At 52.6% G+C, this 16,906-nt stretch carries 19 protein-coding genes; 11 read left to right on the top strand and 8 right to left on the bottom strand.

Features of this window, described 5'->3' with window-relative positions:
- The first annotated feature begins 58 nt into the window (after positions 1-58).
- Positions 59-403, top strand: a complete 345-nt coding sequence (locus tag OTG14_RS04690; RefSeq protein ID WP_032650899.1) for a DUF488 domain-containing protein — start codon at positions 59-61, stop codon at positions 401-403.
- On the opposite strand, the gene OTG14_RS04685 is transcribed toward OTG14_RS04690, so the two are convergent.
- Positions 404-709 carry a nuclear transport factor 2 family protein gene (locus OTG14_RS04685; RefSeq protein WP_032650897.1) on the bottom strand — a complete coding sequence of 102 codons (306 nt, stop codon included), beginning with the start codon at positions 707-709 and terminating at the stop codon, positions 404-406.
- Between the two features lie 80 nt (positions 710-789).
- Positions 790-1,044 carry a putative hemolysin gene (locus OTG14_RS04680; RefSeq protein ID WP_024908585.1) on the bottom strand — a complete coding sequence of 85 codons (255 nt, stop codon included), beginning with the start codon at positions 1,042-1,044 and terminating at the stop codon, positions 790-792.
- 309 nt (positions 1,045-1,353) lie between these two features.
- On the opposite strand from OTG14_RS04680, the gene OTG14_RS04675 reads away from it, so the two are divergent.
- Positions 1,354-2,382, top strand: a complete 1,029-nt coding sequence (locus OTG14_RS04675) for a sensor domain-containing diguanylate cyclase (RefSeq protein ID WP_267215189.1) — start codon at positions 1,354-1,356, stop codon at positions 2,380-2,382.
- A 45-nt stretch (positions 2,383-2,427) separates the two neighbouring features.
- Complete coding sequence (locus OTG14_RS04670) at positions 2,428-2,526, top strand: YoaK family small membrane protein (RefSeq protein ID WP_014883431.1); 99 nt, start codon at positions 2,428-2,430, stop codon at positions 2,524-2,526.
- A gap of 129 nt (positions 2,527-2,655) precedes the next feature.
- On the opposite strand, the gene OTG14_RS04665 is transcribed toward OTG14_RS04670, so the two are convergent.
- The 3 genes from OTG14_RS04665 to OTG14_RS04655 all read right to left on the bottom strand — a co-directional run bounded on the left by OTG14_RS04665 (position 2,656) and on the right by OTG14_RS04655 (position 6,135).
- A complete protein-coding gene (locus tag OTG14_RS04665; RefSeq protein ID WP_008500746.1) occupies positions 2,656-2,904 on the bottom strand; it encodes a GlsB/YeaQ/YmgE family stress response membrane protein in 249 nt (82 codons plus the stop codon).
- Positions 2,905-3,016: 112 nt separating this feature from the next.
- Positions 3,017-4,501 (bottom strand): sensor domain-containing diguanylate cyclase, encoded by a 1,485-nt coding sequence (locus tag OTG14_RS04660; RefSeq protein WP_370883857.1) that lies wholly within the window; start codon positions 4,499-4,501, stop codon positions 3,017-3,019.
- Positions 4,502-4,614: 113 nt separating this feature from the next.
- Positions 4,615-6,135, bottom strand: coding sequence for an EAL domain-containing protein (locus OTG14_RS04655; RefSeq protein ID WP_081112049.1), 1,521 nt, complete (start codon positions 6,133-6,135; stop codon positions 4,615-4,617).
- A gap of 235 nt (positions 6,136-6,370) precedes the next feature.
- Between OTG14_RS04655 and OTG14_RS04650 the strand changes: the two genes are divergently transcribed.
- On the top strand, positions 6,371-7,870 hold the full coding sequence (locus tag OTG14_RS04650) for an EAL domain-containing protein (RefSeq protein ID WP_024908589.1): 1,500 nt from the start codon (positions 6,371-6,373) through the stop codon (positions 7,868-7,870).
- A 287-nt stretch (positions 7,871-8,157) separates the two neighbouring features.
- Here the strand turns inward: OTG14_RS04650 and OTG14_RS04645 are convergent, their stop codons facing one another.
- The 3 genes from OTG14_RS04645 to icd all read right to left on the bottom strand — a co-directional run bounded on the left by OTG14_RS04645 (position 8,158) and on the right by icd (position 10,153).
- Complete coding sequence (locus tag OTG14_RS04645; RefSeq protein WP_024908590.1) at positions 8,158-8,403, bottom strand: DUF2543 family protein; 246 nt, start codon at positions 8,401-8,403, stop codon at positions 8,158-8,160.
- Positions 8,404-8,477: 74 nt separating this feature from the next.
- A complete protein-coding gene (locus OTG14_RS04640; protein WP_048990787.1) occupies positions 8,478-8,825 on the bottom strand; it encodes a DUF1304 domain-containing protein in 348 nt (115 codons plus the stop codon).
- 77 nt (positions 8,826-8,902) lie between these two features.
- Complete coding sequence (gene icd / locus OTG14_RS04635; protein WP_008500752.1) at positions 8,903-10,153, bottom strand: NADP-dependent isocitrate dehydrogenase; 1,251 nt, start codon at positions 10,151-10,153, stop codon at positions 8,903-8,905.
- 117 nt (positions 10,154-10,270) lie between these two features.
- Between icd and rluE the strand changes: the two genes are divergently transcribed.
- From rluE to phoQ, 7 genes are all read left to right on the top strand, one after another.
- Positions 10,271-10,924, top strand: a complete 654-nt coding sequence (rluE, locus tag OTG14_RS04630) for a 23S rRNA pseudouridine(2457) synthase RluE (protein ID WP_024908592.1) — start codon at positions 10,271-10,273, stop codon at positions 10,922-10,924.
- A gap of 9 nt (positions 10,925-10,933) precedes the next feature.
- The gene (locus tag OTG14_RS04625; RefSeq protein WP_023292763.1) at positions 10,934-11,407 is read left to right on the top strand and encodes an NUDIX hydrolase; all 474 of its coding nucleotides are present in this window, start codon (positions 10,934-10,936) and stop codon (positions 11,405-11,407) included.
- 40 nt (positions 11,408-11,447) lie between these two features.
- Positions 11,448-12,560 (top strand): tRNA 2-thiouridine(34) synthase MnmA, encoded by a 1,113-nt coding sequence (gene mnmA / locus OTG14_RS04620; RefSeq protein ID WP_032657963.1) that lies wholly within the window; start codon positions 11,448-11,450, stop codon positions 12,558-12,560.
- A 27-nt stretch (positions 12,561-12,587) separates the two neighbouring features.
- Entirely contained in the window at positions 12,588-13,217 is a 630-nt protein-coding gene (hflD, locus tag OTG14_RS04615; protein WP_008500756.1) for a high frequency lysogenization protein HflD, read from the top strand.
- Between the two features lie 19 nt (positions 13,218-13,236).
- Positions 13,237-14,607, top strand: a complete 1,371-nt coding sequence (gene purB, locus OTG14_RS04610) for an adenylosuccinate lyase (RefSeq protein ID WP_267214656.1) — start codon at positions 13,237-13,239, stop codon at positions 14,605-14,607.
- Positions 14,608-14,731: 124 nt separating this feature from the next.
- Positions 14,732-15,403 carry a two-component system response regulator PhoP gene (gene phoP, locus OTG14_RS04605; protein WP_024908594.1) on the top strand — a complete coding sequence of 224 codons (672 nt, stop codon included), beginning with the start codon at positions 14,732-14,734 and terminating at the stop codon, positions 15,401-15,403.
- On the top strand, positions 15,404-16,867 hold the full coding sequence (phoQ, locus tag OTG14_RS04600) for a two-component system sensor histidine kinase PhoQ (RefSeq protein ID WP_267214655.1): 1,464 nt from the start codon (positions 15,404-15,406) through the stop codon (positions 16,865-16,867).
- Positions 16,868-16,906 lie beyond the last annotated feature (39 nt).

The raw sequence follows: 16,906 nt of genomic DNA, 5'->3' as shown, positions 1-16,906 counted from the left end.
CCTCAGACTACCGATCTTTTGCAATTATCACAATACCTTAAATTGGGAGGGTGGAATCATGATTCAATGCAAACGCGTGTACGAACAGGCAGGCCCTGACGACGGCTATCGGGTACTGGTGGACAGGCTGTGGCCGCGCGGTGTTAAGAAAACGGACCTCGCGTATGACGAATGGTGTAAAGCGCTCACGCCCTCAACTGAACTACGCAAGGCCTTTCATAGCGAAACCATTGATTTCGCCGCCTTCAGTCAGGCCTATCGGGAAGAGCTGGCGCAGCATGCTGACGAGGGCGTGCGTCTGGCAACGCTGGCGCACAGGCAGACCGTCACCCTGCTCTTTGCTGCCAAAAACACGGAGCAAAATCACGCCCTGGTATTAGCCGACTGGCTGCGCCACCTGTGATCAGCCGATCGCCAGCTCATCGAGGATTTGCGGCGCTTCATCGGGGGTGAGCGGCATCAGATGTTCGGCGCGGACAAACGCAAAGCCGTGCTGATTGTCAAAGGCGTAGACATCCCCCGTCACCAGCCAGAGCGCACGATCTGCGGTGGTCGGTAATTGCGTCATCACGCCGTTGACCGGGTTAACGAAGCGCAGGCCAGGCTGGCACAGGCCAAACAGCTCAACAGATTTACCAATATTTCGACGGCCTGACGCCGTGCGGGCACCCACGATCATCGCCATGCTGCCCGGTTTTAGCTGAAACATACTTCTCTCGCGGAAACGAACGCCAGAAACTGGCTAAGATTAATCCTAAAGAGAAGTGTATCGCAGGCGGTATCCGTCTGTCACCTGGTGGGTTGCGGATGATCGCGGCGATAGAGCGTCCATTCATCGATCACTTCGCCGCCCGGTAATTTGCACTCGGTGCGAACGCCCTGCGGACTTTGAACCGGGATCTGTTCCCCGCCTTTCTCCAGGCAGTAGACGGAGGCCGGGTTCGCCATACCGATAACGTGCGGCGGTTTCGGTGCATCGGGTGGCGTGGTTTTTGCGGTGCAGGCGGCCAGGGGAAGCGCCAGCGCCAGAAGCAGAAATCTCATCTCATTGATCCTTGTGACATCATGACAGTCTAAGGGTAACGGGTCATCGCCGCGTTCTCCATGATTTCTCCATTTTAACTGCACTTTTCAGCACTATAGTGTGGCATGTTCTCGATATGACCAGAGAACATCATTCCGTAATCAAGATGTCTTTGCCCCGGTCTCAACAACGGGGCTTTTTTTCTATCCTGCTGCCCGCTCCCTGCATATATTAAATTTTCTGTATTCATGTTTTACTATGCCAGAAGCCTAAAAACTCAGCATAACATGCAGATGCAGACGTCTTCTGCCTGGGAGTCATTCTACGTCATGTCGGATCTTATCCTCGCTCGCGTTTCAGAAACCCTTGCCACCGAGCAATCCCTTGAAAGCCTCGTTCGCCAACTGCTGGAGATGCTGGAGATTGTCACCGACATGGAGTCGACCTACCTGACGAAGGTGGATATCGAGGCGCGGCTGCAGCACATCCTCTATGCCCGCAACAGCAAACAGATGACGATCCCGGAGGGGTTTAGCGTCCCATGGGATGAGACGCTGTGCAAACGCGCGCTGGACAGTGACACGATGTTCAGCAACGACGTGCCCGAACGCTGGCCCGAGTGTGAAGCTGCAAAAGCGCTTGGCATTACCACCTACATGAGTATTCCAGTCCATCTTGCGGATGGTTCACTTTACGGAACGCTCTGCGCCACCAGCACGGCCAGAAAGCCGCTGAGCGAGCGCGGTGAACAGGTTCTGAAGCTCTTCGCCGGGCTGATTGCCCAGTCGATTCAGAAAGAGTCGCTGGTGACCCAGCTTCGCGAAGCCAATGCGGCCCTCATCGCGCACTCCTATACGGATGCCCTTACCGGTTTACCCAACCGTCGCGCCATTTTTGAAGATCTGACCACCCTCTTTTCTCTGGCCCGACACCTGAAGCGTAACGCCATCATCGCATTTATCGATCTGGATGATTTCAAGCTGATTAACGATCGTTACGGCCACGAGGCTGGCGACCAGTTCCTGATAGAAGTGGGCAAGCGTTTGACCGAAGAGAAACAGCAGGACGATATTATCGGTCGTCTGGGGGGTGATGAATTTCTGGTCGCGTCGCTGAGCCAGCCCCACCAGGACGGGGATAACGCGCAGCTTACGTTGCTCAAAACGCGCCTCAGCGCCTGCATCGCCGGCGAATACTGGCTGGGCAGCGTTCATATTATTTATCCGGGAGCCAGCTTCGGCGTTATCGAAGTGGACCCTGCCGCAACCGATCCTGACAGCGCGTTACGCGCCGCGGATGTGGCGATGTATCAGGATAAGAAAGGAAAAAGCAAAACACGCTTTCTCACTATGGATTAACCCCGTACACTCTACGGCGTTATTGAAACCGAAACAGGTGATGGTATGAGAATAGGGATCCTCTTCCCGGTCGTTATATTTATAACGGCGGTGGTTTTTTTAGCGTGGTTTTTTGTCGGCGGCTACGCGGCTCCGGGGGCATAAATGCGGAAGACAACCGTCATTATGCTGATCGTTGCCATTGCGGCGTTTGCCGGCACGCAGCTTGGCTGGTGGTAAACCCGATACGTAAAAAGGCCGCCATCCGGCAGCCTTTTTCATCGCTTTCAGAACTTAGCTTTTGATCTTTCTGTAGATAAACAGAACAACCAGCGCACCGATCACCGCGACGGCGAAACTGCCGAAGTTAAAGCCATCGACCTTGCCAAAACCGAACAGCGTACTGATCCAGCCGCCGACTACCGCACCGACAATACCCAGTATTACGGTGACGATAAACCCACCGCCATCTTTGCCCGGCATGATCCACTTCGCCAGAATACCCGCAATAAGCCCAAAGATAATCCAGGATAAAATTCCCATAACTTTCCTCTCTGTATGGTTTTTGTCATTAAATCAACGACACAAAAAGAATAGCACAGGATCTGAGAAAGGAAATTTGTGATATGCATCACTCTATGTGGTTTTTCTCCTGTCATACCCCAACAAACGCGTACCGGTTACGTCCCGCGCGTTTTGCCTGATAGAGCGCCTGGTCAGCGGCGATAATGATATTCTGCTGGCTGCCCGCGATGTCGACGGCACGTGCGGTAGAAATTCCGACGCTGACCGTTACCCGCCCAAAGGGGCTAAAGGCATGGGCGATTTGCAGCGAGAACACGTTACGAATAATCGTCTGGGCCAGACGAAGCGCTTCCTGGATGTCCGTATCAGGTAATATCAGCGCAAACTCCTCTCCGCCGTAGCGCGCCACGATCTGATTACCACGAGTAAGACTCTCCCTGAGACTGTTTCCCAGCAGCGCCAGACAGCGGTCCCCTTCCGGATGGCCGTAGTTATCGTTGTATTTTTTGAAGAAGTCCACGTCCACAATCAGTATCGAAATCGGTGCATCATGCGCGGCACAAAGCGCGATTTCCGAGAGGATTTTTTCATCAAAAATGCGACGGTTGTAAAGCCCGGTCAGCGCATCCTCAGAGGCGATAATCTTCAGCGCCTTGTTATCTCTGGTTTTTCTGGATAAGTCGGAATACAGGAAGTATGACGCGACGATGAGTATCGCCGTGAACACGAAAATGAGTACCGCCAACTGAATCGCCTGCTTGCGCCAGGGTGCAAGGGCCTCATCAATGCTGACGGCCACGGTGGTGACCAGCCCGTAGCGTCTGTTTTTCTCATAGGCATAAATGCGTTCGATCTTATCAAACCGCGAAATGGAACTGGCTATCCCGGTATTTTGTACCTTGAGGTATTTCCTGAAGAGCGGTGAATCGGAAACAATCGTGCCAATATAGGTATTTTTAAAAGGATAACGGACCAGCAGCACGCCTGACTCTGTTGTTAAGCCAATGACGCCCGCGTGACCAATATTAATCTGCCCGTAGAGCGCGAGAAAATTTTCGATACCCAGGGTCACCACCACAACACCGTTAAATGCCCCGGTGTGGGTTTCAAGGCGCCGACTAATGGTGATGACCCATTTACCATTGGTTCTGCTGACTACGGGCTCGCCAATAAAAATCTGCTGATTTTTATTTTCCTTGTGATAGATAAAAAATGACCTGTCCGATCCTTTGCGTGGGCCCGTAAAAGTTTCGTGCAACGCGGTAAAGATATCGCCCTGAGCATCGTAAACAACCACATTATTAATCTGGGTAAGGAGATTATCCTGATTATTTATCATCCGCTGAATATGGGTCGCCTGCTGCGGGGTCATACCATAAATTTCGATTATGTCGGAAACGGTAGTAATTAACATTTCACTCTGGCGCATGATCCCCTCGGTGTACACATCAAGGGTATGGCTCAGGTTAGCGACGCTGGTATTAATTTGCTGGATTGACTGCTGTCTGGACGTGGCAATTTGGACGGCAAGCGACAGCGAGATGATCAATGAGACAATGATGACGGTAATGGTTGTTGTGTAAAAAGTATTTTTCACATGCACGAGCTTTTCCACCTTATCACGCCTGACATCCCTGGCTGACAACTCTTGTCACTGTAACAAAGCTCAGGATAAGAGGAAAATGAATTGCACTTAAGCATGCAACAGAAGCTCGTCGTAATTTCGTTTTACAAACTTACCGTCTCCCGGGGCTTAGATAAAATGACTTTAATAAAATCGATATAGGAGACGGGCTTACCAAAATAATAACCCTGTAACAGCGTAATCTCATTACGGTTGAGATACTCCAGCTGCGCTTTCGTTTCTACGCCTTCAGCCACAATGCGTAATGAGAGTTTTTTCGCCAGGTCAATGACGCAGTCCAGCAGGATCGTTGAGTCTTTTTCATCTGAAACCCGGTTCACAAAGCTTTTATCAATTTTAATATAATCAATGGCAAGCGCATTAAGGCATGAAAGACCTGAATAGCCGGTACCAAAATCATCCAGTGCAATGACAAAACCGGCGTTATGCAGCATGTTAAGGTTTTCCACCAGGTGAGGATTATCGATCAGCGGCTCACGCTCGGTCACCTCGAGAACCAGTTTGACTTCTTTACCCTGAAACCCCTTCCCGAATACACGACAGTCACCGATGAAGGATGGCGCATTGATGTGTCTGGCGCTGATGTTCACCCCGATATGAAACCCGTCCGGGAGCTTAGGCAAAAGCGGCTTAAGCTGCATCACCACTTTCGCCATCAACCCTTTGGTTAGCGGAATAATCAAACCGCTACGTTCGGCAATCGGAATAAAGACATCCGGTGGAATAAAGCCTGACTTTGGATGCTTCCATCTTGCCAGGACTTCAACGCCATACAGCCCGCCGGTATCACCGTTCACGATCGGCTGGTAATACGGCACGATCTCCCCCTGCAAAATGGCCTTACGTAAGTCGTCTTCAAATGAGGTGCTTTTCCCCTTGTAACGGCGGATCAAAATGCCCACCGCCACCGATAGCACGAGAATCAGTAGTATCAGGCTCCATCCCTGTTGCAGCAGCCGCGTCAGGCTAAAAAAGACAGGCGGTTGCCAGGCCAGACTAAAGGGGAATTGTGTAGATGCCGTAAGTGACCCCGTCCACGAGGCCGCTTTCCAGCCGGTCACATCACCGTTGCGCCCAAGCATGCTATTGCCGACAACCAACCCCAGGTCAACGCCGTTTGATGCGTTCGCGATGACGTCCTGCAAATGCGCATCGCTGACGCTGACGATGACACGCCCTCCCGCGATGGGCATCTGGAAGACAAGCACCGGGACGCCGTTCACCAGTCGATTGCCGGGCAGCAGCATTAATTTATGTTCAGGTAACGTCTCCGGATGCACAATCAATACGCCATTCCCGGGAAGGGAAGTACAGATGATTTTACCCTGCTGCTGGATCATGATGGCGCGCAGATGCGGTTTTAGCGCGGCTTCTGTCCCCAGCGCCAGCTGTCCGCTGCTGGTACACCCCTGCTCCGCAACGCGCTTCGCCGTGCTGGCCGCACTGACGGCTTCCGCCAGGATATTTTCTATTTTCTGGGTACTTGCCATGGCGGTATGACTATTATTAGCCTTCGCCATCTGCCATAGCTGCCAGTTAATAATCAGAATGCCGCTCAGAAAAAGAAACAAGGCACTCAGAATAGGGATCATCACGTTGCGCACGATGTTTTCCTTAATAGAAAAAACAAGCATCGATGTTCTGGAAGAAGAGCCTGTACTTACCCGGTATTGCTTATAACAATGAAAATAGCTTAGCTGAGAATTGTCTTAAAAAACTGATACTTTCGTATGAGTTCACCTGCCCGAATTTGCTCACCTGACGTGATTATCAGGCTTGTGCCTTGCCCTGGCTGTGTTAAGATTTGTCAAATCAGGGAGCGGACAGGATAACTGGAAAATGAAAAAACTCGTTGCCGTTGCGATCGTTTCAACGCTCCTGGTCATCCTGTCTCTTTATGCGGTCAATGCTGTTATCGTGGGGCAGCAGAAGAGCAAACAGCGTGAGATATCCCTTACCCTATTACATTATTCGGAAGACCTGTCCCAAAGCATAGCGCTGGCCCTTAAAAGCATTACTACGCAGGGATGTGATAAAACCAGTCTTGATAGTTACAGACAAATAACGCTGAATAACTATTATTTCGACGATATTGGTTTTATCGAGAAGGGAAAAATAGTCTGTACTGCTTTTTGGGGTAAACTTGCAACGCCCGTAGCGCTTCCTGCGGAACTGCATAAAACGCCGAGAGGCTTTCTTCTGGCGCAGTTTTCCAGAAAAGATTTTTTCACGGGCAATGCGGCAATTTATAATAATATTATTATCTTCACCACTCGCTATGCTTACGATAAATTCACCCCGGTTACGGCAAGCTATTCTCTGAGTACCACCACCAAAGACTTCGGCAGAACCTTTTTTACGACCTCCCCTGAGCTAACACAGCAGAGCTGGCTGCATTCGTCGTTGTTTACCCTGACCCTGACGCAGTGCAGCGCCTTCTGGGACCTGTGCGTCATCGTGAAGCATCACGATGCAGGGCTGGCCTCGTTACCCCTGTTTATCTTTTCGTTTCTCACGGTCATACTCTTTTTTATCTGGGTCGCGATAACGTTATTTATCTTCCGTATCTATGAAGATCGTTTTTCTCTGGAACGTACGCTGATCAAGGCCGTCCTGACCAATACCATCAGCGTTAACTACCAGCCTATTATCCGCATTCACGATCAAAAAATCGTGGGTGTAGAAGTTCTGTCGCGATGGCGCGACCAAAAGCATGGGGACGTCTCTCCGGAGCTGTTTATCCCATTAATAAAAAAAATCGGTCTGTATAAAAAATATTATAATAATATTATCGAAAAATCCCTCTCAGAAATTGCCCCGCTGGCGATTAAACATCAGCTGATCGTCTCCATTAACGTTGGGCGGAAGGAAATTGAAGATGGGCAGTTCATTAACATTTTGCGTCGAGCGTGTTTAGCCAATCACTTTCCCCTTTCTCTGATGAAGGTCGAACTTTCTGAGAAAGCCGTTTCCACGGCAGATATCCTCGAGGGGTTCTGTCAGGAGCTCAAGTCGCTCGGCGTTAAAATATCAATAGATGATTTTGGCGTGCAAAATTCAAACCTCGCCCGCCTGTCGCTGCTTGAATATGATGAGATTAAAATCGATAAGTCACTGGTGGATGGCATCAGCGAACATTATAAGCAAAACATCTTTGCTATCTTCAGCGATGCCCTCGCGAAGTTGAATAAAACGCTTGTTTTCGAGGGCGTGGAAAATGAAGTTCAGTATCGCTTTATTGCGAGCCGATATCCCGATGCGCTGATTCAGGGATGGTATTTTTCAAAAGCACTCACCCGGAGCGAGCTGGCGAAACGACTCACCGGTGTCGCACCGTAACCAGAAGCCTGCCGTGACCTTTTTTAGATTTGGCGTTTCCATTTTTTACGCAAAAACATATAGTCGTCACAATCAGATGGTAGATTCCCCGGAAACACACTCTTATTTTGGTTAAAAACGTGAAATTATCCTTACTTTTTCCAGTGGTACTCTTTTTTCTGACCGTGATTTTCGTGCTGTTTATCGACAAACCTGCTTCGCATATTCTGCGGAAAAAATGCATGTGGTCCGATAGCGTGATGCTGAGCTGTATCGCAAAGCATCAGCATAACGGTTTTTAAAGCAGACTATTCATTTCCCCACTGATTGAGGAAATTCGCAATATCATCAATACGACCAGCACGGATCCCGGCCTCAGCGGCCATCTCCTGCTGAGCCTCCTCGCTGATCTCCTCATTATTCGATAAACGGGTGAGCAGCAGCTGGAAATAATGTGCCAGCGCGTCGAGTTCTGACTCCGCAACTTGCTCTGCGGCTTCCGTCGCATACTCCTCAGCAATGTCATAATATTTCAGTGGGATATCGTTATTCATAACAGTCTCGTCTCTGGCCTTTAAGGGTAACGTCACGAGTATATCGGACGCGTTATCTCAACCAAAGCATTGCTTCAGATAAGTAACGCAAGCAGCGCAGCGAGTGCGGGCACGGCCTGTACATACAAAATTTTTCGACTGGCGGTGGCCGCGCCAAAAAGTCCGGCAATCAACACGCAGGCCAGGAAGAAGATGGCCACCTGACTCCCCTTTTCGCCGAGCCAGAGGCTCCAGAGCAGGCCGGCCGCCAGAAAACCGTTATACAGCCCCTGATTTGCAGCCAGCACGCGGGTGTCGCGCGCAAAGTCGGGACGCAGATTAAAGGCCTTGTGCCCTGTTTTGGTATTCCACAGGAACATTTCCAGCACAAGAATGTAGAGATGGATGAGTGCAACGACAGCGATAAGGACAGTGGCTAGCATCGTGTTGTCTCCCGCAGGCAGAGGCAAAAAAAACGGGAACCCTCAGGCCCCCGCTCTTGTTTAACCCAGAATCTGGATTACATGTTCGCGATAATCGCGTCGCCAAACTCTGAGCATTTCAGCAGTTTAGCGCCTTCCATCAGACGTTCGAAATCGTAAGTTACGGTTTTCGCGTTGATCGCGCCTTCCATACCTTTAACGATCAGGTCTGCGGCTTCGAACCATTCCATATGACGCAGCATCATCTCTGCGGACAGGATGATTGAGCCTGGGTTCACTTTGTCCTGACCTGCGTATTTTGGTGCAGTACCGTGGGTCGCTTCGAACAGGGCGCACTCGTCACCGATGTTCGCGCCAGGGGCGATACCGATACCGCCAACCTGTGCTGCCAGGGCGTCAGAGATGTAGTCACCGTTCAGGTTCATACAGGCAATCACGTCGTATTCTGCAGGACGCAGCAGGATCTGCTGCAGGAACGCATCGGCGATCACATCTTTAATGATGATCTCTTTGCCGGTGTTCGGGTTCTTGATCTTCTGCCATGGGCCGCCGTCGATCAGTTCACCGCCGAACTCTTCTTTCGCCAACTGGTAACCCCAGTCTTTGAACGCGCCTTCGGTGAACTTCATGATGTTGCCTTTGTGAACCAGGGTCACAGAGTCACGGTCGTTGGTGATTGCATATTCGATAGCTGCACGCACCAGACGCTTGGTCCCTTCTTCGGAGCACGGCTTAATGCCGATACCGCAATGCTCAGGGAAGCGAATTTTCTTCACGCCCATCTCTTCGCGCAGGAATTTAATCACTTTTTCTGCGTCAGCAGAGTCCGCTTTCCATTCGATACCCGCGTAGATGTCTTCTGAGTTTTCGCGGAAGATAACCATATCGGTCAGTTCAGGGTGCTTAACCGGGCTAGGGGTGCCCTGATAGTAACGAACCGGACGCAGACATACGTACAGGTCCAGCTCCTGACGCAGTGCCACGTTCAGGGAACGGATACCGCCGCCAACTGGCGTCGTCAGTGGGCCTTTAATAGCAACGCGGTAGTCGCGGATCAGGTCCAGCGTTTCTGCTGGCAGCCAGACGTCCTGGCCATAAACTTGAGTAGATTTCTCACCGGTGTAAATTTCCATCCAGGAAATTTTACGCTCGCCTTTGTAGGCTTTCTCAACAGCGGCATCAACCACTTTCAGCATTGCCGGGGTAACGTCTACACCGATACCGTCACCTTCGATGAACGGGATAATCGGATTGTGAGGAACGTTAATCTTGCCGTTTTGCAGGGTGATCTTTTTACCTTCCGCCGGAACAACTACTTTGCTTTCCATTAACCTCTCCTTCGAGCGCTTCTGGTTGTTACTGATCTTATGTTAATAAATTGTAATGAGCCCTTCGATAGTACCTGATTGTCCTGCGCCATGAAAGGTCTTCGTTATTAGGCTATAATGCGGCAATTGATAACGCCTGAAAATACCATGAAGAAAACTTCTTTTACAAAACACCGGGTTGAGCGATTCAGCTCGCGACAAGCCGCCAGAAGACCGCAGGAAACCCAGCCGAAGCGGGTTATTTTGTTCAATAAACCCTACGATGTTTTGCCGCAGTTTACCGATGAAGCCGGGCGCAGCACGCTGAAGGACTATATACCTGTTCAGGGCGTCTACGCCGCGGGCCGTCTGGACCGCGACAGCGAAGGCCTTCTGGTCTTAACCAACGACGGCGCCTTGCAGGCGAAGCTCACGCAGCCCGGGAAACGCACCGGTAAAATTTACTTCGTACAGGTCGAAGGCGAGCCGGACGAAGAAACGCTGGAAAAATTACGCAGCGGCGTGACCCTGAACGACGGCCTCACCCTGCCCGCAGGTATTGAGCGCGTGAATGAACCAGAGTGGCTGTGGCCGCGCAACCCGCCGATTCGCGAACGCAAATCCATTCCGACAAGCTGGCTCAAAATTACCCTTTATGAAGGCCGCAACCGCCAGGTTCGCCGCATGACCGCGCACGTCGGCTTCCCTACCCTGCGTCTGATTCGCTACGCCATGGGCAGCTACACGCTGGAAACGCTGGCAAACGGCGAATGGCGAGACGTCACCCCTTAAGGAGTCACTATGTTTAAACCTCATGTCACGGTTGCCTGCGTGGTCCACGCTAAGGGTAAATTCCTTGTTGTCGAAGAGAGCATTAACGGCAAAGCGCTGTGGAACCAGCCTGCCGGGCATCTTGAAGCCAATGAGACCCTGCTGCAGGCCGCGAAACGCGAGCTGTGGGAAGAGACCGGCATTCACGCTGAACCCCAGCACTTCATCCGTATGCACCAGTGGATCGCGCCCGATCACACTCCGTTCCTGCGCTTTTTATTTGCCGTTGAGCTTAGCGAAACGTGCGCCACAGAGCCGCAGGATGACGATATCGACCGCTGTCTGTGGGTCACTGCCGACGAGATCCTGAACGCGCCAAACCTGCGCTCGCCGCTGGTTGCGGAAAGCATTCGCTGCTGGCAGTCTGCTGGCCGCTTACCGCTGGATGTCATCGGCGCATTTAACTGGCCGTTTACAGAGGGTGCCAATGGTGGGGGGGCGTGATAGAATACGCCGCCTTGAAGTTCAATGTCGTGAGTATTCCATGTCAGATAATAGCCAGAAAAAAGTGATCGTCGGCATGTCCGGCGGTGTCGATTCCTCCGTTTCCGCCTACCTGTTACAGCAACAGGGCTATAAGGTGGAGGGCCTGTTCATGAAGAACTGGGAGGAAGATGATGGCGAGGAATACTGCACTGCCGCTGCGGATCTCGCCGATGCGCAGGCCGTATGCGATAAGCTCGGCATTGAACTGCACACCGTTAACTTTGCCGCAGAATACTGGGACAACGTTTTTGAACTGTTCCTCGAAGAGTACAAAGCGGGCCGCACGCCGAACCCGGATATTCTGTGCAACAAAGAGATCAAATTTAAGGCCTTCCTCGAATTCGCTGCAGAAGATCTGGGCGCAGACTACATCGCGACCGGTCACTACGTGCGTCGTGCAGACGTGAATGGCAAAAGCCAGCTGCTGCGCGGTCTGGACGGCAATAAAGATCAAAGCTATTTCCTCTATACGCTGAGCCACGAGCAAATCGCCCAGAGCCTGTTCCCGGTCGGCGAGCTGGAAAAGCCGCAGGTGCGTAAAATCGCCGAAGAACTGGACCTGATCACCGCGAAGAAAAAAGACTCTACCGGCATCTGCTTCATTGGCGAGCGCAAATTCCGCGATTTCCTGGGACGTTACCTGCCCGCACAGCCGGGTAAAATTGTCACCGTCGACGGTGAAGAGATTGGCCAGCATCAGGGGCTGATGTACCACACGCTCGGCCAGCGTAAAGGTCTGGGTATCGGCGGGACGAAAGAAGGTAGCGAAGATCCGTGGTATGTTGTCGACAAAGACGTCGAAAACAATATTCTGGTTGTTGCCCAGGGTCACGATCATCCGCGTCTGATGTCCGTTGGCCTTATCGCCCAGCAGCTGCACTGGGTCGATCGTGAGCCGCTGAAAGGCACGCTGCGCTGCACGGTGAAAACCCGCTACCGCCAGACCGATATTCCTTGCACCATTACCGCGCTTGATGACGATCGCATTGACGTGCGCTTCGACGAGCCGGTCGCCGCCGTCACCCCGGGTCAGTCTGCTGTCTTCTACAGCGGTGAGATCTGCCTGGGCGGCGGGATCATTGAACAGCGCCTGCCGCTGCCTGCTGTTTAATACGATTGCACACATAAAGGAGACCGTGTGGCGAAGAACTACTATGACATCACCCTGGCACTGGCGGGAATTTGCCAGTCAGCCCGTCTGGTGCAACAGCTGGCGCATCAGGGTCATTGCGATGCTGACGCCCTGCACGTTTCACTCAACAGCGTTATCGATCTCAACCCCGGCTCGACCCTGGGTGTGTTCGGCGGCAGTGAAACCAATCTTCGTCTCGGTCTTGAAACCCTGCTTGGCGTGCTTAACGCCAGCAGCCGTCAGGGATTAAACGCGGAGCTGACCCGCTACACGTTGAGCCTGATGGTGCTGGAGCGTAAGCTGAGCGCAGCAAAAGGCGCGCTCAATACCCTGGGCGATCGTATTGCCGGGTTACAGCGTCAGCTCGACCATTTTGATCTGCAGTCCGACACGCTGCTCAGCGCCATGGCCGGCATTTATGTTGACGTCATCAGCCCGCTGGGCCCGCGTATTCAGGTCACCGGATCTCCTGCCGTGCTGCAAAGTCCGCAAGTACAGGCAAAAGTGCGTGCGTCCCTGCTGGCTGGGATCCGCGCCGCTGTGCTGTGGCACCAGGTTGGCGGTGGCCGCCTGCAGTTAATGTTTTCTCGTAATCGCCTGACCACTCAGGCAAAACAAATTCTTGCTCATTGTTAACCTCCCGGAGTTGCGAATTATGGAATTATCCTCACTGACCGCCGTATCCCCTGTCGATGGACGCTACGGCGATAAAGTCAGCGCGCTGCGCGGGATCTTCAGCGAATATGGTTTGCTGAAGTTCCGTGTTCAGGTTGAAGTACGCTGGCTGCAAAAGCTGGCCGCCCAGGCAGCAATCAAGGAAGTTCCTGCTTTTGACGAAAAGGCAAACGATTACCTTGATAAAATCGTTGCTGAGTTTAGCGAACAAGACGCCGCGCGCATTAAAACCATTGAACGCACCACCAACCACGACGTGAAAGCGGTTGAGTACTTCCTGAAAGAGAAAGTGGAAGGCGTCCCTGCGCTGCACGCCGTGTCTGAGTTCATTCACTTCGCCTGTACCTCTGAAGACATCAACAACCTGTCTCATGCGCTGATGCTCTCCACCGCGCGCAAAGAGGTGGTGCTGCCTTACTGGCGTAAAATCATCGACGCGGTAAAAGCGCTGTCCGTGGAATACCGCGACATTCCGCTGCTCTCCCGTACTCACGGCCAGCCAGCCACGCCATCCACGATGGGTAAAGAGATGGCGAACGTCGCGTACCGTATGGAACGCCAGTACCGTCAGCTGGAGCAGGTTGAGATCCTCGGCAAAATCAACGGCGCGGTCGGTAACTATAACGCCCACATCGCCGCTTACCCGGAAGTGGACTGGCACCAGTTCAGCGAAGAGTTCGTGACCTCTCTGGGCATTCAGTGGAACCCGTACACCACCCAGATTGAGCCGCACGACTATATCGCCGAGCTGTTTGACTGCATCGCGCGCTTCAACACCATTCTGATCGATTTCGATCGTGACGTGTGGGGCTACATCGCCCTGAACCACTTCAAACAGAAAACCATCGCCGGTGAAATCGGCTCTTCCACCATGCCGCACAAAGTGAACCCAATCGACTTCGAAAACTCCGAAGGCAACCTGGGTCTGGCGAACGCCGTGCTGCAGCATATGGCGAGCAAACTGCCGGTATCCCGCTGGCAGCGCGACCTGACCGACTCCACCGTACTGCGTAACCTGGGCGTAGGCATTGGCTACGCGCTGATCGCGTATCAGTCCACCCTGAAAGGCGTGAGCAAGCTGGAAGTGAACCGTGACCGTCTGCTGGACGAGCTGGATCACAACTGGGAAGTGCTGGCAGAGCCAATCCAGACCGTGATGCGCCGTTACGGTATCGAAAAACCGTACGAGAAGCTGAAAGAGCTGACCCGCGGCAAACGCGTTGACGCCGAAGGCATGAAGCAGTTTATCGACGGTCTGGCGCTGCCGGAAGAAGAGAAAACGCGCCTGAAGGCAATGACCCCGGCGAACTACATTGGCCGCGCCATCACCATGGTCGACGAGCTGAAGTAACGCCCCTCTCCCCCCTTTTCGCCCGAAAAGGGGGATGCTTTTCCCCGGTTTACTCAATGTTTATCCCCACAACAACATAATCAGCGTTAAACTATTCATACCAATTATTTAGGGAGAAGAGATGATGCGCGTACTGGTTGTTGAGGATAACGCATTGCTACGTCATCACCTGAAGGTTCAGCTTCAGGAGATGGGACATCAGGTGGACGATGCTGAAGATGCAAAAGAAGCCGATTATTATCTCAATGAACACCTGCCGGATATCGCCATTGTCGATTTAGGGTTGCCTGACGAAGACGGTCTGTCGTTAATTCGCCGCTGGCGCAGCCACGATGTCTCCCTGCCGGTCCTGGTGCTGACCGCCCGTGAAGGCTGGCAGGATAAGGTCGAAGTGCTCAGCGCGGGGGCAGATGATTACGTCACCAAGCCGTTCCATATTGAAGAGGTGGCGGCCCGCATGCAGGCACTGCTTCGTCGCAACAGCGGGCTGGCGTCTCAGGTTATCTCCATCCCGCCTTTCCAGGTCGACCTCTCCCGCCGGGAATTATCCATCAATGATGAAGTGATCAAGCTCACCGCCTTCGAATACACCATCATGGAGACGCTGATCCGTAACAACGGCAAGGTAGTGAGCAAAGACTCCTTAATGCTCCAGCTCTATCCTGATGCTGAACTGCGCGAGAGCCATACTATTGACGTGTTGATGGGACGTTTACGTAAGAAAATTCAGGCGCAATATCCGCAGGATGTGATTACTACCGTCCGTGGCCAGGGCTACCTGTTCGAATTACGCTAAATGAGACGGATCTTGCGCCATATTTTGCCCCTCTCGCTGCGGGTGCGCTTTTTACTGGCAACGGCAGCCGTCGTGCTGGTGCTGTCGCTCTCCTACGGCATGGTGGCCCTGGTGGGCTACAGCGTCAGCTTTGATAAAACTACCTTTCGCCTGCTGCGTGGCGAAAGCAACCTGTTTTATACCCTGGCGAAGTGGGAAAACAATAAAATCACCGTCGAAATGCCGGAAAACCTCAATCAGCAGAGTCCCACGCTGGCCCTGATTTATAACGAAAAGGGGAAGCTACTGTGGGCGCAGCGGGACATCCCGTGGCTGGTCAAAAGTATTCGTCCGGACTGGCTCAAAACCAACGGTTTTCATGAAATTGAAGCCGATCTCAACACCACCAGTTCGCTGATCCGTGAAGATCGCTCCCTGCAGCAAAAGCTGAACGAGATCCGCGCCGACAACGCCGAAACGGAGATGACGCACTCCGTCGCGATTAACCTCTACCCGGCGACGCTGAACATGCCGCAACTGACCATCGTGGTGATCGACACCATTCCGGTCGAGCTGAAGCGTTCTTATATGGTCTGGAGCTGGTTCATCTACGTTCTGGCTGCGAATCTCCTGCTGGTGATCCCGCTGCTGTGGATAGCGGCGTGGTGGAGCTTGCGCCCCATTGAATCACTGGCGAAAGAAGTTCGTGAACTGGAAGAACATCATCGCGAAAAGCTTAACCCGGAAACCACCCGCGAGCTCACCAGCCTGGTGCGTAACCTCAACCGCCTGCTGAAAAGTGAACGCGAACGCTACGATAAATACCGTACCACCCTTACCGACCTGACCCACAGCCTGAAAACCCCGCTGGCCGTGATGCAAAGCACCCTGCGTTCAATGCGCAGTTCGAAACTGAGCGTCGATGATGCCGAGCCGGTGATGCTGGAACAGATCAGCCGTATTTCACAGCAAATTGGCTATTACCTGCATCGCGCCAGCATGCGTTCCGGCAGCGCGCTTCTGAGCCGCGAGCTGCATCCGGTAGCGCCGCTTCTGGATAACCTCACGTCCGCCCTCAACAAGGTGTATCAGCGTAAAGGGGTGAACATCAGCCTCGATATCTCGCCAGAGATAAGCTTTGTGGGTGAAAAAAATGACTTCATGGAAGTCATGGGTAACCTGCTGGATAACGCCTGCAAATACTGTCTGGAGTTCGTGGAAGTGTCTGCGCGTCAGACGGAAACTGAGCTGCATATCATCGTTGAGGATGATGGCCCGGGGATCCCGCGCAATAAACGTGACGTGGTGTTCGATCGCGGTCAGCGCGCCGATACGCTACGTCCAGGCCAGGGCGTAGGATTAGCCGTCGCGCGCGAGATTGTCGATCAGTACGACGGAAAAATCGAAACCAGCGAAAGCCTGCTGGGCGGCGCCAGAATGGAGGTCATTTTTGGTCGCCAGCAGCCCACATCGAACGATAGTTAACCCGTTATGTGAAAAATGCGAGGATCTCGCAGCCGGGGG

Origin of the sequence: Enterobacter pseudoroggenkampii (assembly GCF_026420145.1) — a bacterium.
Taxonomy (GTDB): domain Bacteria; phylum Pseudomonadota; class Gammaproteobacteria; order Enterobacterales; family Enterobacteriaceae; genus Enterobacter; species Enterobacter pseudoroggenkampii.
The sequence above is the reverse complement of the archived record's forward strand: the minus strand, read 5'-3'. Positions and strand labels throughout refer to the sequence as shown.

Bases quoted from the DNA above. Each gene is read 5' to 3' on its own strand.
- OTG14_RS04690 (WP_032650899.1), top strand. From the start codon at position 59: ATGATTCAATGCAAACGCGTGTACGAACAGGCAGGCCCTGACGACGGC.
- OTG14_RS04685 (WP_032650897.1), bottom strand. From the start codon at position 709: ATGTTTCAGCTAAAACCGGGCAGCATGGCGATGATCGTGGGTGCCCGC.
- OTG14_RS04680 (WP_024908585.1), bottom strand. From the start codon at position 1,044: ATGAGATTTCTGCTTCTGGCGCTGGCGCTTCCCCTGGCCGCCTGCACC.
- OTG14_RS04675 (WP_267215189.1), top strand. From the start codon at position 1,354: ATGTCGGATCTTATCCTCGCTCGCGTTTCAGAAACCCTTGCCACCGAG.
- OTG14_RS04670 (WP_014883431.1), top strand. From the start codon at position 2,428: ATGAGAATAGGGATCCTCTTCCCGGTCGTTATATTTATAACGGCGGTG.
- OTG14_RS04665 (WP_008500746.1), bottom strand. From the start codon at position 2,904: ATGGGAATTTTATCCTGGATTATCTTTGGGCTTATTGCGGGTATTCTG.
- OTG14_RS04650 (WP_024908589.1), top strand. From the start codon at position 6,371: ATGAAAAAACTCGTTGCCGTTGCGATCGTTTCAACGCTCCTGGTCATC.
- OTG14_RS04645 (WP_024908590.1), bottom strand. From the start codon at position 8,403: ATGAATAACGATATCCCACTGAAATATTATGACATTGCTGAGGAGTAT.
- OTG14_RS04640 (WP_048990787.1), bottom strand. From the start codon at position 8,825: ATGCTAGCCACTGTCCTTATCGCTGTCGTTGCACTCATCCATCTCTAC.
- icd (WP_008500752.1), bottom strand. From the start codon at position 10,153: ATGGAAAGCAAAGTAGTTGTTCCGGCGGAAGGTAAAAAGATCACCCTG.
- rluE (WP_024908592.1), top strand. From the start codon at position 10,271: ATGCGGCAATTGATAACGCCTGAAAATACCATGAAGAAAACTTCTTTT.
- OTG14_RS04625 (WP_023292763.1), top strand. From the start codon at position 10,934: ATGTTTAAACCTCATGTCACGGTTGCCTGCGTGGTCCACGCTAAGGGT.
- mnmA (WP_032657963.1), top strand. From the start codon at position 11,448: ATGTCAGATAATAGCCAGAAAAAAGTGATCGTCGGCATGTCCGGCGGT.
- purB (WP_267214656.1), top strand. From the start codon at position 13,237: ATGGAATTATCCTCACTGACCGCCGTATCCCCTGTCGATGGACGCTAC.
- phoP (WP_024908594.1), top strand. From the start codon at position 14,732: ATGCGCGTACTGGTTGTTGAGGATAACGCATTGCTACGTCATCACCTG.
- phoQ (WP_267214655.1), top strand. From the start codon at position 15,404: ATGAGACGGATCTTGCGCCATATTTTGCCCCTCTCGCTGCGGGTGCGC.